Origin of the sequence: Pseudomonas sp. R5(2019) (assembly GCF_009905435.1) — a bacterium.
GTDB lineage: Bacteria > Pseudomonadota > Gammaproteobacteria > Pseudomonadales > Pseudomonadaceae > Aquipseudomonas.
On record NZ_JAAAMT010000010.1, the window covers coordinates 52,151 to 64,572 of the forward strand.

The window sequence follows — 12,422 nt, forward strand, 5'->3', positions numbered from 1 at the left end:
CTAGAATGGTCCTCTGCCTAACCCGGATCGCCGCATGACCGACAGTTTCGTCACTCAGTGCCCCCATTGCCAGACCAGCTTTCGCGTCAGCCACACTCAATTGAGCGTGGCCCGCGGGGTGGTGCGTTGTGGCGCCTGCCTGCAGGTGTTCAACGCGGCGCGCCAACTGCTCGAACAGAGCTCGGCCCGGGAAGCCCGGCAAGCCCTCACGCCTTCCGCCCAGCCCATCCCTGCCCCGGCGCCAGAGGCGCCCGCCACCGGTGAGCCGAAGGCGCCGGTCAGCCAGCGCGAATGGTCACCGGCCGAGCTGGACCTGGATAACCTTGACCTGGACAAACTCGATCTCGACCGGGAACTGGCCAGGCTCGAACAACGGGAAATCGAGCCGACCACCGAGTTCGGCCACATCCGCCCGCCGCGCGCAGAGTCCTTGAGCGCCCAGCGCGACGTCCATAATGTCGATGAACCGCCCCTGGCCGGCGGGCTGTTCGGTTCAGCCGATGACGGGCACCCTCACGGCGAACCCGAGCTGCAACCGCCGACCATCGAGCCCATCGCCTTTGACAAGCCTGAGCCTGCGCGCTTCGAGCGCACCGAGCCCTCGTTGTCGCTGGACGCTGACGAAGACCTCGATGTAGAACCTCGCCGCCCGCTACCGGTTGTCGAAAAGCCCGTTGAGCGCCCCCCCGCGCGCGAACGCCTGACGGCACTGGATCCCCTTGATGAGCAGGACGACGAGCCACTGCGCCGTGATCCGCCACTGGAAACCCGCCGCGACAAAGGCGTGCGCCATGAACCGGGCCTGAACAACGATGGCCTTGCCGACCTGGTCGACGATCCGTTGCAGCTGGACTGGCAAAAACGCCGCACGCCCTGGGGCAAGCGCCTTTTGTGGTTCATCCTGGTGCTGTTGGCCGCGGCGGCACTGGCAGGTCAATACATTTGGTATCACTTTGATGAGCTGGCGCGGCAGGATCAATACCGCCCCTGGTTCCAGCAACTCTGCCCACAGCTAGGGTGCAAGGTGCCATCAAAGGTCGACATCAGCCTGATCAAGAGCAGTAACCTGGTGGTGCGCAGCCATCCGGACTTCAAAGGCGCGTTGATCGTCGATGCGATCATCTACAACCGTGCGACTTTTTCGCAGCCTTTCCCGCTGCTGGAACTGCGGTTCGCCGACTTGAACGGGCAGCTGATTGCCAGCCGTCGGTTCAAACCCGGTGAATACCTGAGTGGTGAGCTGGCCGGCAAGGCAGAAATGCCCCCGCAAACGCCCATCCACATCGCGCTGGACATCCTCGACCCGGGCTCCAGGGCCGTCAACTACAGCCTCAGCTTCCGCTCTCCGGAGTGATCGACCGCGTCTAGCACCGCTGATGCCAGCATTCCGGCGCCAGCCGCCCGGACAAAACCCCTCGGCATAAGCCTGCAGCTGTTCAGATTTTATCCAAATCGACCTTTATCCGGTCATCGAGAGCGGGTATCATGCCCACCCTTTTTCGAACTCCAATGATCCGGCCCCACAACAGGGAACACCTATGTCGGCGGTACGCATCGGCCCATATACATTGCAAAACGCCTTGATCCTCGCCCCGATGGCCGGGGTCACGGACCAACCATTTCGTCAGTTATGCCGACGACTGGGCGCAGGCCTGGTGGTCTCGGAAATGGTCAGTAGCGACATGAGTCTGTGGAACAGCCGCAAATCGCGCCTGCGCATGATCCACGAAGGTGATCCCGAGCCACGCTCGGTCCAGATCGCCGGTGGTGATGCCCAGATGCTGGCGGCTGCGGCCCGGGCCAATGTCGAGCTGGGTGCCCAGATTATTGATATCAATATGGGTTGCCCGGCAAAAAAAGTCTGCAACAAGGCTGCAGGCTCTGCTTTATTGAAAGATGAAAACCTGGTGCGCGAAATCCTGCACGCCGTGGTTGCCGCCGTCGATGTCCCGGTCACGCTGAAAATCCGCACCGGCTGGGACCGTTCGAACAAAAACGGCATCACGGTGGCGAAAATCGCCGAACAAGCCGGGATTCAAGCCCTGGCGGTCCATGGCAGGACCCGAGCCGACCTGTACACCGGTGAAGCCGAGTACGACACCATCGCTGCGATCAAGCAGGCGGTGTCGATACCGGTCTTTGCCAACGGCGACATCGACTCTGCACAAAAGGCCCGGCAGGTGCTGCAAGCCACCGGGGCTGATGGCGTGTTGATTGGCCGGGCTGCCCAAGGGCGGCCATGGATCTTTCGCGAGATCGAGCATTACCTGCGCACCGGCGAGACATTGCCGCCACCGCAGTTGGAAGAAGTGGAACGAATTCTGCTAGAACACCTTGCCGCGCTGCACGCCTTCTATGGCGATGTGATGGGCGTACGTATTGCCCGCAAACATGTCGGCTGGTATCTGGCCACCCTGCCAGGGGCCAGGGAATTTCGCGCCCAGTTCAATCGTTTGGAAGATTCGCAGGCGCAGTGCGCCGACGTTCGCAGCTTCTTCCGCGAACGTGACCAGAGCCTGGTGACAGGAGACGGACAAGGGGTGGCCGCATGACGATGATGACCGAGACTTTAGTGAGTGGAACAACACCCGTGAGCGACAACGTCAATTTGAAACAGCACCTGAGCACACCCAGCGAAGAGGGCCAGACCCTGCGCGGGAGTGTCGAAAAGGCGCTGCACAATTATTTCGCCCACCTGGAGGGCGCTGCCGTTACGGACGTGTACAACCTGGTGCTCTCCGAAGTCGAGGCTCCCTTGCTCGAAAGCGTGATGAACTACGTCAAGGGCAACCAGACCAAGGCCAGCGAACTGCTGGGCCTGAACCGGGGCACCCTGCGCAAGAAACTCAAGCAGTACGATCTGCTGTAAGCATGCATTCAAACCATAAAAGGCGGCTCGCATTCCATGAGGTCGCCTTTTTTGCTGACTCCTCTGCTTTAGATGGAAACTGAAATGACCGACCAGACTATCCGCCTGCCGATTCGCCGCGCTTTGATCAGCGTTTCCGACAAGACCGGGATCCTTGAATTTGCCCGTGAGCTGGAATCCCTGGGCGTCGAGATCCTGTCCACCGGTGGCACCTTCAAGCTGCTCAAGGACAACGGCGTTGCCGCAGTCGAAGTCGCCGACTACACAGGCTTTGCTGAAATGATGGACGGCCGGGTCAAGACCCTGCACCCGAAAATCCACGGTGGCATCCTCGGCCGCCGCGGCATCGACGATGCCATCATGCAAGAGCACGGGATCAACCCGATCGACCTGGTCGCGGTCAACCTCTACCCCTTCGAAGCCACCATCTCCAAACCCGGTTGCGACCTGCCGACCGCGATCGAGAACATCGATATCGGCGGCCCGACCATGGTTCGCTCGGCGGCCAAGAACCATAAAGACGTGGCCATCGTGGTTAACGCCAGCGACTACGCCCAGGTGCTGGAAAACCTCAAGGCCGGCGGCCTGACCTACGCTCAGCGCTTCGACCTGATGCTCAAGGCCTTCGAACACACCGCCGCCTACGACGGCATGATCGCCAACTACATGGGCACGGTTAATCAGGCTGCCGAAACCCTGAGCACAGAAGGCCGCAGCGAGTTCCCGCGCACCTTCAACAGCCAGTTCATCAAGGCCCAGGAAATGCGCTACGGCGAGAACCCGCACCAGAGCGCGGCGTTCTACGTGGAAGCCAAGCCTGCCGAAGTCGGCATCGCCACCGCGACCCAGCTGCAAGGCAAGGAACTGTCATACAACAACGTGGCCGACACCGACGCCGCGCTGGAATGCGTCAAGAGCTTCGTCAAGCCCGCCTGCGTCATCGTCAAGCACGCCAACCCGTGCGGCGTGGCGGTTTGCCCGGACGCCGAAGGCGGCATTCGCCAGGCCTACGAGCTGGCCTACGCCACCGACACCGAGTCGGCGTTCGGCGGCATCATCGCCTTCAACCGCGAGCTGGACGGCGAAACTGCCAAGGCCATCGTCGAGCGTCAGTTCGTCGAAGTGATCATTGCCCCGAGCATCAGCGCCGAAGCCCGCGCTGTCGTTGCTACCAAAGCCAACGTGCGCCTGCTGGCCTGTGGCGAATGGTCGGCTGAACGTGCCGCTGCCTGGGACTACAAGCGCGTCAACGGTGGCCTGCTGGTGCAGAGCCGCGATATCGGCATGATCACCGCCGCTGACCTGAAAGTCGTGACCCAGCGCGCCCCGAGCGAGCAAGAGATCAACGACCTGATCTTCGCCTGGAAAGTGGCCAAGTTCGTCAAGTCCAACGCCATCGTCTACGCCAAGAACCGCCAGACCATCGGCGTCGGCGCTGGCCAGATGAGCCGCGTCAACTCCGCGCGTATCGCTGCGATCAAGGCAGAACATGCCGGCCTGCAAGTGCAGGGCGCGGTCATGGCCTCGGATGCGTTCTTCCCGTTCCGCGACGGTATCGACAACGCGGCCAAGGTGGGTATCACTGCGGTGATCCAGCCGGGCGGTTCGATGCGTGACAATGAAGTGATTGCAGCGGCCGACGAAGCCGGCATCGCCATGGTATTTACCGGCATGCGCCACTTCCGTCACTGATTCACGGCGAGCGCCTTGCGCTCGTTCGCGGCTAAAGCCGGCTCCTACAGGATCGCGTCATTCATGTAGGAGCCGGCTTTAGCCGCGATGGCGTCCGCAAGGGCGCCCTCACCCTGAAGAATTCGCTTCATCGAGGTTTTGACATGAATGTTTTGATCATCGGCAGCGGTGGCCGTGAACACGCCCTGGCGTGGAAAGCTGCACAAGACCCACGCGTCGCCAAAGTCTTCGTTGCCCCGGGCAACGCCGGCACCGCCATTGAAGCCAAGTGCGAGAACGTCGCCATCGACGTGCTGGCCCTTGAGCAACTGGCCGACTTCGCCGAGAAGAATGTCGCGCTGACCATCGTAGGCCCGGAAGTGCCGCTGGTCGCCGGCGTGGTCGATCTGTTCCGCAGCCGTAACCTGGACATCTTCGGCCCAACCGCCGGTGCTGCCCAGCTGGAAGGCTCCAAGGCCTTTACCAAGGACTTCCTGGCGCGCCACAAGATCCCGACCGCCGACTACCAGAACTTCACCGAGATCGAGCCGGCCCTGGCTTACCTGCGTGAAAAGGGTGCGCCGATCGTGATCAAGGCCGACGGCCTGGCCGCCGGCAAGGGCGTGATCGTCGCCATGACCCTGGCTGAAGCCGAAGACGCCGTGCGCGACATGCTCGCCGGCAACGCCTTCGGTGACGCCGGTTCGCGCGTCGTCATCGAGGAGTTCCTCGACGGCGAAGAAGCCAGCTTTATCGTCATGGTCGATGGCAAGAACGTCTTGCCGATGGCCACAAGCCAGGACCACAAGCGCGTCGGCGACGGCGACACCGGCCCGAACACGGGCGGCATGGGCGCTTACTCGCCTGCCCCGGTGGTCACCGCCGAGGTTCATGACCGGGTCATGGAACAAGTGATCTGGCCAACCGTTCGCGGAATGGAAGCCGAAGGCAATATCTACACCGGTTTCCTCTATGCCGGTCTGATGATCGACAAGGCCGGTAACCCGAAGGTCATCGAGTTCAACTGCCGCTTTGGCGACCCGGAAACCCAACCGGTCATGCTGCGCCTGCAATCGAGCCTGGTGCTGCTGGTCGAGGCCGCGCTGGCCAAGGCCCTGGACAAGGTCGAAGCCCAATGGGATCCACGCCCAAGCCTGGGCATCGTACTGGCCGCTGGCGGCTACCCTGGCGATTACGCCAAAGGCGCAACCATCAACGGTCTGGACGATGCGGCTACACTGCCTGGCAAGGTGTTCCATGCCGGCACCGCGCTCAAGGACGGTAATGTCGTTGCATCCGGTGGTCGCGTACTCTGTGCGACCGCACTGGGTGACAGCGTCGGCGCAGCCCAACAGGCCGCCTATGCACTGGCGAAAAAGGTCAATTGGGAAGGCAGTTTCTACCGCACGGACATCGGCTACCGTGCCATTGCCCGTGAGCGTGGCGAACAAGAGTAAGCCCTCCGGGCGTTGCAGGCAGGCCCGCCCTGCCCCGCAACGCCCGACGGCTGGCCAGATGGCAGCCCCAACCGGGGCCTTGCCATCTGCTTGGCGCCCCGCGCATAGTTATCAACAGGCATTCACCTACGAAGGGATTTCGCCGTGCGCTGGCTCAGGACTGCCACAGTATTCATCGTCAGCTTGCTGACCCTGCTCTGCATCTATCCGGCATCCGCCGAATCAGGCAGTGGCTGGGCGGTATTGCTTGATGAACAGGCCAGTCTGCAATTAAGCGACGTGCGCTCCGAGCGCTACCGCAATCAATTCAGCCCCATCGAACTCAACCAGCTCAACGCCGCCGAACCCAACAACGCGCTGTGGCTGCATTACCGACTGGCGCCCGGCCAATCGGAACAGCTGCTGAGTATCTTCGCCCCGGACCTGGCCCAGCTGGACCTGTACGTGCTCGACGGCAGCACGCTGGTCAAACAGATCCGCAGTGGCAATCACACGGCACAAGACCAGCAATTGCTGGCCAACAGCAATCACCTGCTGCCGCTGCCGGAAAGCCAGCGCTCGCTGGATATTTACCTGCGACTGGTGTCTGAACACCAGCTGCGCCCCAGCATCACCCTGCAACCCGCCACGCTTGCCGCCGCCGACCAGCGCCAGCCGCTGTTGTTCGGCCTACTGTTCGGCTGCCTGACCATGCTGGTGCTGCATAACCTGACCCGTAACGCTTATGGCCGCTCACTCACTACCTTGTGGCTGGCCGGTTATCAAGCGTTGATGCTGGTCAGCAGCCTGATCCTGCTGAACCTCAGTGGCCCCTGGCTCAATCTCTGGCACCCGGCACAAACCCCCGCGGCCTTTTTCAGCGTGCTGCTGGCCTCGTTGTGCAGCCTGATGTTTACCGAACGCTTCTTCGCCCCCTGCGGCAATCAACTGCTCAGCCGCGTGCTGTTCAATGAAGTGTTGCTGGTAGCGCTTTGCGGCCTGCTGTTGCTGTTCATCGACACCTTGCCGCTAAACCTGATGACCTACGCCCTGGTCGCACTCTGTAGCCTGAGCATGCTGGTAGTGTCCGTTTATCACTGGCAAAAGGGCTACCGCCCAGCACGTTTCTTCGCGCTGGCGATGCTGCTGCTTAACCTCGGTTGCCTGGTGGTGCTGCCGGCGCTGCTGGTGCTGACCCGCACGCCGGTGCAATGGCTGCTGTTTATCCTGGTCGCACTGACCGCTGTCAGCGGTCTGATCCTCAACATCGCCGTCAGTGAACGCCAGCGTTTTATCCGCGAGGCGCGCTTCAATGCCAGCCGGGCCCTGGCGGCCAGCACCGCCGAGGTCAATGCCAAGGCCGAGTTCCTGGCCAAGATCAGCCACGAAATCCGCACCCCCATGAACGGCGTGCTCGGCATGACCGAGCTGCTGCTGGGCACGCCACTGTCGGTCAAGCAGCGTGACTATGTGCAGACCATTCACAGTGCCGGCAATGAGCTGCTGACACTGATCAACGAGATTCTCGACATCTCCCGGCTCGAATCCGGGCAGATCGAACTGGACGATGTGCAGTTCGACCTCAACGCCTTGATCGAAGACTGCCTGAATATCTTCCGGGCCAAGGCCGAGCAGCAGAACGTCGAGCTGATCAGCTTTACTCAGCCACAGGTGCCACGGGTCATCAGCGGCGACCCGACGCGTCTGCGCCAGACCCTGCTGAGCCTGCTGGAAAACGCCCTGAAGAAAACCGATGAAGGCGAGATTCTGCTGGTGGTCGCCCTCGACCAGCGCGGCAACGAGCCGCGCCTGCGCATTGCCGTACAGGACAGCGGCCAGCCGATGCCCGCCGCCGAGCGCGATGCACTGCTGCAGGCTGAACTGCACAGCAAGCACTTCCTCTCTGGCAACCCACTGGGCGGACACCTGGGGCTGGTGATCGCCAAGCAGCTGATCATGCTCATGCACGGCGAGTTCGGCATCAAGACCAGCCACAACCAGGGCAGCACCTTGTGGCTGACCCTGCCGCTGGACCCGGCGCGTCTCGAACAACCCACCGCCGACCTCGACGGCCCGCTCAAGGATGCCCGGGTGCTGGTGGTGGACGACAACGACACCTGTCGCAAGGTACTGGTGCAGCAATGCAGCGCCTGGGGCATGAATGTCAGCGCCGTGCCGTCGGGCAAGGAAGCACTGGCCCTGCTGCGCACCAAGGCGCATCTGCGCGACTATTTCGATGTGGTCCTGCTGGACCAGAACATGCCCGGCATGACCGGCATGCAGCTGGCGACCAAGATCAAGGAAGACCCAAGCCTGAACCACGATATCCTGCTGATCATGCTGACCGGCATCAGCAATGCGCCCAGCAAGATCATCGCCCGCAACGCCGGGATCAAGCGGATCCTGGCCAAGCCCGTGGCCGGCTACACCCTCAAGACCACTCTGGCGGACGAGCTGAACCAGCGCACCCGTGGCTTGCCGGCCAGTGCGCCGCTACTGACCGCCGTGCAGGCGCCGATGAACGTGCCGGCGGACTTCCGCATCCTGGTCGCCGAAGACAACAGTATCTCCACCAAGGTGATTCGCGGCATGCTCGGCAAGCTCAACCTGGAGCCGGACACCGCCAGCAACGGCGAGGAAGCGCTGCGGGCCATGAAAGCCCAGCACTACGACCTGGTGTTGATGGATTGCGAAATGCCGATCCTCGATGGCTTCTCCGCCACCCAACAGCTGCGTGCCTGGGAGGCCGGCAACCAGCGCAGGCGTACCCCGGTGGTCGCGCTGACCGCGCATATCCTCGCCGAACACAAGGAGCGGGCCCGCCTGGCCGGCATGGATGGCCACATGGCCAAACCCGTGGAGCTGTCACAACTGCGCGACCTGATCGACCACTGGGTGGCCCAGCGCGAACGTGGCAACCAGCACGCCCATACCTCCTGAGCCCCGGCGCCGCCTGATACACTCCCCCCGACCTCACCCGCCGCGAGCCCAAACCATGCTCCACGTGTTGTTCAGCGTTTACCTGAAAATGCTTGTGCTCTACAGCCCGTTCTTCGTGTTGTCGTGTTTTATCGGGCTCTCCCGCGGTTATTCGCTCAAGGAACGCAAACGCCTGGCATGGCGTGTCGCGCTAGGCGTGTTGATCGCCAGCGTGCTGTTGTACCTGTTCGGGAGAGTAATTTTTGGCGTGTTCGGCATCACGGCGGACGCCTTTCGCATCGGGGCGGGCAGTGTGCTGTTTATTTCGGCGTTGGGCATGGCTCAGGGGAAATCGGCCGTGCAGACCGACAATGTGCAGCAGGATGTCACCATCGTGCCGCTGACCATCCCGCTCACGGTCGGCCCCGGCACCATCGGTGCGCTGCTGGTGATGGGGGTGAGCCAGCCCCACTGGGACGATAAACTGATCGCCATCGTCGGCATTGCGTTGGCCAGCGTCACGGTGGGGGTGGTGCTTTACCTGTCCAACCGGATCGAGCGGATCCTCGGCGATCAAGGCTTGGAGATCGTCAGCCGGCTGATGGGGCTGTTTGTCTGCGCGCTGGCGGCGCAGATCATTTTCACCGGTATCAAGGGCTACTTGCTGCCGGACTCATAACTCCAGGTGCCGAAAGAAGTCCTGCAGGTGCTTTTGCATTCTTTTGGCAATCAGGTCCCGATAGGTCTGGCCGTAATAACGGGTTTTGAACTGCACCTGCTCCACCCGCTCTTCCAGCGTGCTGATCGTCCTGCGGGTATTCAAAAACAGAAAGCCGCGAGTCTCTTCAGTAAAGGTGTAGGCCTTGTGGTAAAGCGCAAGGTCGACCTGCCCACTTCGGCTTTGCTGGCAGGGCAGGACCTGAAATACCCCTGAGCTTCCGGAAATACTCCCCCGTTCGAAAATTCGCTGCGCCTCGCTGTTGCTCCCCAACACTTCAAATGCCCGGCTGGCCACTTGTGAATAGGCCGGGCCTGCCCCCTTGTCGATCAGTTCGATGGCATCGCGGGCGGCGACACCGCTGCCCCCTGCAAGGTCGATCTTTTCCGGAGCCGGGGTGGCGTTCCAGCCGTAGACGGTCAGTTGCTTCTTGTATTCCTGAAACCAGTCTGTCACCAAACCGGTTTCAAAGAGCTCACGTACAGCCAGTTGTACAAACAGATTGCACAGGTAGATATCCTGCCTGTCCTGGGCACTGACACTCGGCGAAAAAGCCACCAGGCTACCACCCGCCACCGCAGCATGAGCGCCGACACCGGCAAGGGGCGCCTCCAGCCGGGTAGCTTGCAGGCCCGCACTTCGGGCCTTGCGGGCCGCATCTCTGGGGTCAGGCAGCTTGATGGCCTGCACGCACTCCTCACGGTCTTTGAAACCCAGTGGGCCGGTCATTGCCCCTGCCCTCCCTTAACCGGTGCCAGGCTCAACGGTACAATCAACTCCTGCGCCCTGCTGCCCAGCCGCGCTTCAATCGCCTCTCGTGCAAAGCCATTTACGGTGTTATTGAGTTCAGCCTTGGCGACCTGAACAGACACGTTGCCAATCACCTGATCTCGAGCGAAGCGCCGACTGAACCAGTCCCCCCCCACCGCCTCGCGGGTCTCCAGGGTCAGGCAGCAAGAACTGAGCAGGTGCCCGGGGCGGGCGATACTGAGCTGAAAGGCCACACCAAAGGGCGGTGTTTTTCTGTTGCCCAGAACGGTGTTGCGCAACAGCGTTTGCGCCGTCGAGTGGTTCGGCAGCTTGGCCAACTGGGTAATTGTCTGGTCAAGCAAGGCAAACGGCAGCGCCTCGCCCTCATCGGCCAGGGCAACGTGCAAAAGGTCTCCGATCGATCGCTCGGTTCCGGGCTCAAACGGGACGGTGCTGTAACGAGTATCAATAAAACTCCACCCCGTCGAACTCAAGGCCGCCCGATACGTGTGCGACCAACTTGAATACTCGGCCACCTTGTTGTTTTTCTTGCTGGCGGCCAACTGAGCAAATAAATTCGAATATAAAATATCTTTTCGCTCCGAGAGCGAAAGTGTTGTAGACAACAGAAAAAGACTGCCGCCATTTACATAGACCGTGTAGTTATCGCTGTCCATAGCGCACCCTGCATGATAACGAAGTTAATTGAGCACAGCCGCCGCGGCTGCGCTCAATCTACGCTTATATCAGATGTCGTAATCGGCAATCAGCGACCTGGCCCGATCACCCAACTTCTGAAGAATCGCCTGACGGCTGAAGTCGGCATAATACTTCTGATTGAACACCAGGAATGCCTGACCGCTGTACAGCTCTACGCTGGAACTGTCATATTCCCAGAACAGCACCTTGGTATTTTTGTGCGGCGTGGTGTAGTTGATCGTTCCCAGGGCCATGACCACTTCCTGGTCGCTGGACTCGGTGCAGGCCCCCACCGAAAATGTCCCGCCCTTGAGCCCCCGCGACTTGCTCTCGAACAGGCTGACCGGGCCGGGATTACGGGCCAGGGCCGACAGGCCGTCCTGTGCCAGCTTCGGCAGAACAACCGCCGCGGGCACTGCACCAGCCGCCGAACCGACCACCGTGGCCAGCGCATCGATGATGACGTTGTCCATCTTGAAAGAGCGCTGTTGAATGCTCAGCTTTTCATAGGAGCGTTTGGCAATCAGCCAGCCGCAGTTCTGCATCACCGCCATGAACTGCGCGTACCACTTTTCACCGTCGGCTTCAGAATGAAACTGTTTGTCGGCGACCAGGCTGGCAAACAGAAAACTGTTTTTGATATCTTCTTTATTTTGTTCGGACATGCCCGCAACAAAAGAGATAACGCCTTTACCGGCCACACTGCCTTGCGCTTGCGACGACGTCGGCGCATCATCCAGAACATAAGTATTGATATCATTCATCACGGCCGGAGCGGCCATGCGTGGCGCACGCCAGTTCAACGTATCGTCCATCGTCAACTTCCTTGGTTGGTTATCGCGGCCCGTCATGAGCCCGCCTGACAAACGTTAATTAATCCACCGAAAACTGTCCACCACAAAGTCCGCGGGGAGTTTATTCCCCACGGAACACTAATGTGCTGTTTTCGAAATAATCTTTCTGCGGTCTTGACTACACTCTCCCTATCATCCAGCGCTCGGGGGAACGCAAGTGAACGCCCAAGAGATTGTCCTCAGCCCAGAAGAGAAGACCGACCTGAACCGCCGTGTACGCTCAGCCACCATCAGTCAGCGCGACGGCCGTCGCGCCCGAGTGATCCTGCTGGCAGCCCAAGGTTGAGCCCAAGCTCACGAAATAGCCAAAGAAGAAGACCGGGAAACCCACCGCCTGCAACAGCTTGGCATGCGGGTCGCCCGGCTTATTTCACCGATCCTGTGACTGCGGGCAAGCCCCAATGCCAGTCAGTTAAGGACCGGAGCACAGACGTCCATGTAGGAGCGGCGGTCCGGCGTCCCGGCCCGGCCGCGATGGGCTGCGAAGCGGCCCCGCGATTCTGAAA

The 12,422-nt window shown here is 61.1% G+C and carries 10 protein-coding genes and 2 pseudogenes; 9 read left to right on the forward strand and 3 right to left on the reverse strand.

What is annotated here, in order from left to right; all coding sequences use genetic code 11:
- Window positions 1–34 precede the first annotated feature (34 nt).
- From GUY40_RS09030 to GUY40_RS09060, 7 genes are all read left to right on the forward strand, one after another.
- Window positions 35–1,354: a DUF3426 domain-containing protein gene (locus tag GUY40_RS09030; protein ID WP_166568610.1), complete on the forward strand. Its 1,320-nt coding sequence runs from the start codon at window positions 35–37 to the stop codon at window positions 1,352–1,354.
- A gap of 184 nt (window positions 1,355–1,538) precedes the next feature.
- A complete protein-coding gene (gene dusB, locus GUY40_RS09035; protein ID WP_166568611.1) occupies window positions 1,539–2,552 on the forward strand; it encodes a tRNA dihydrouridine synthase DusB in 1,014 nt (337 codons plus the stop codon).
- On the forward strand, window positions 2,549–2,869 hold the full coding sequence (gene fis, locus GUY40_RS09040) for a DNA-binding transcriptional regulator Fis (RefSeq protein WP_166568612.1): 321 nt from the start codon (window positions 2,549–2,551) through the stop codon (window positions 2,867–2,869). The genes dusB and fis overlap by 4 nt, the downstream gene beginning before the upstream one ends.
- An 84-nt stretch (window positions 2,870–2,953) precedes the next feature.
- Complete coding sequence (purH, locus tag GUY40_RS09045) at window positions 2,954–4,561, forward strand: bifunctional phosphoribosylaminoimidazolecarboxamide formyltransferase/IMP cyclohydrolase (RefSeq protein ID WP_166568613.1); 1,608 nt, start codon at window positions 2,954–2,956, stop codon at window positions 4,559–4,561.
- A 143-nt stretch (window positions 4,562–4,704) separates the two neighbouring features.
- The gene (gene purD, locus GUY40_RS09050; RefSeq protein WP_166568614.1) at window positions 4,705–5,997 is read left to right on the forward strand and encodes a phosphoribosylamine--glycine ligase; all 1,293 of its coding nucleotides are present in this window, start codon (window positions 4,705–4,707) and stop codon (window positions 5,995–5,997) included.
- Between the two features lie 144 nt (window positions 5,998–6,141).
- Window positions 6,142–8,916, forward strand: coding sequence for a hybrid sensor histidine kinase/response regulator (locus GUY40_RS09055; RefSeq protein ID WP_166568615.1), 2,775 nt, complete (start codon window positions 6,142–6,144; stop codon window positions 8,914–8,916).
- Window positions 8,917–8,971: 55 nt separating this feature from the next.
- Complete coding sequence (locus GUY40_RS09060) at window positions 8,972–9,574, forward strand: MarC family protein (RefSeq protein ID WP_166568616.1); 603 nt, start codon at window positions 8,972–8,974, stop codon at window positions 9,572–9,574.
- Here GUY40_RS09060 and GUY40_RS09065 read toward each other — a convergent pair.
- From GUY40_RS09065 to GUY40_RS09075, 3 genes are all read right to left on the reverse strand, one after another.
- Window positions 9,569–10,342 carry a hypothetical protein gene (locus GUY40_RS09065; RefSeq protein ID WP_166568617.1) on the reverse strand — a complete coding sequence of 258 codons (774 nt, stop codon included), beginning with the start codon at window positions 10,340–10,342 and terminating at the stop codon, window positions 9,569–9,571. The two genes, GUY40_RS09060 and GUY40_RS09065, sit on opposite strands and share 6 nt — an antisense overlap.
- Window positions 10,339–11,040: a hypothetical protein gene (locus GUY40_RS09070; RefSeq protein ID WP_166568618.1), complete on the reverse strand. Its 702-nt coding sequence runs from the start codon at window positions 11,038–11,040 to the stop codon at window positions 10,339–10,341. Before GUY40_RS09070 ends, GUY40_RS09065 begins: the two co-directional genes overlap by 4 nt.
- A gap of 69 nt (window positions 11,041–11,109) precedes the next feature.
- The gene (locus GUY40_RS09075; protein ID WP_166568619.1) at window positions 11,110–11,913 is read right to left on the reverse strand and encodes a hypothetical protein; all 804 of its coding nucleotides are present in this window, start codon (window positions 11,911–11,913) and stop codon (window positions 11,110–11,112) included.
- Window positions 11,914–12,073: 160 nt separating this feature from the next.
- Between GUY40_RS09075 and GUY40_RS09080 the strand changes: the two are divergent.
- A pseudogene (locus GUY40_RS09080) lies at window positions 12,074–12,199 on the forward strand (IS630 family transposase); the annotation flags it as partial.
- A 6-nt stretch (window positions 12,200–12,205) separates the two neighbouring features.
- Window positions 12,206–12,301: pseudogene (locus GUY40_RS28765) on the forward strand (hypothetical protein); the annotation flags it as partial.
- Window positions 12,302–12,422: the final 121 nt, after the last annotated feature.

Excerpts from the sequence above, each read along its gene's own strand:
- dusB (WP_166568611.1), top strand. The coding sequence starts at position 1,539 with ATGTCGGCGGTACGCATCGGCCCATATACATTGCAAAACGCCTTGATC.
- GUY40_RS09060 (WP_166568616.1), top strand. The coding sequence starts at position 8,972 with ATGCTCCACGTGTTGTTCAGCGTTTACCTGAAAATGCTTGTGCTCTAC.
- GUY40_RS09065 (WP_166568617.1), bottom strand. The coding sequence starts at position 10,342 with ATGACCGGCCCACTGGGTTTCAAAGACCGTGAGGAGTGCGTGCAGGCC.
- GUY40_RS09075 (WP_166568619.1), bottom strand. The coding sequence starts at position 11,913 with ATGACGGGCCGCGATAACCAACCAAGGAAGTTGACGATGGACGATACG.
- GUY40_RS09070 (WP_166568618.1), bottom strand. The coding sequence starts at position 11,040 with ATGGACAGCGATAACTACACGGTCTATGTAAATGGCGGCAGTCTTTTT.
- purD (WP_166568614.1), top strand. The coding sequence starts at position 4,705 with ATGAATGTTTTGATCATCGGCAGCGGTGGCCGTGAACACGCCCTGGCG.
- GUY40_RS09030 (WP_166568610.1), top strand. The coding sequence starts at position 35 with ATGACCGACAGTTTCGTCACTCAGTGCCCCCATTGCCAGACCAGCTTT.
- purH (WP_166568613.1), top strand. The coding sequence starts at position 2,954 with ATGACCGACCAGACTATCCGCCTGCCGATTCGCCGCGCTTTGATCAGC.
- fis (WP_166568612.1), top strand. The coding sequence starts at position 2,549 with ATGACGATGATGACCGAGACTTTAGTGAGTGGAACAACACCCGTGAGC.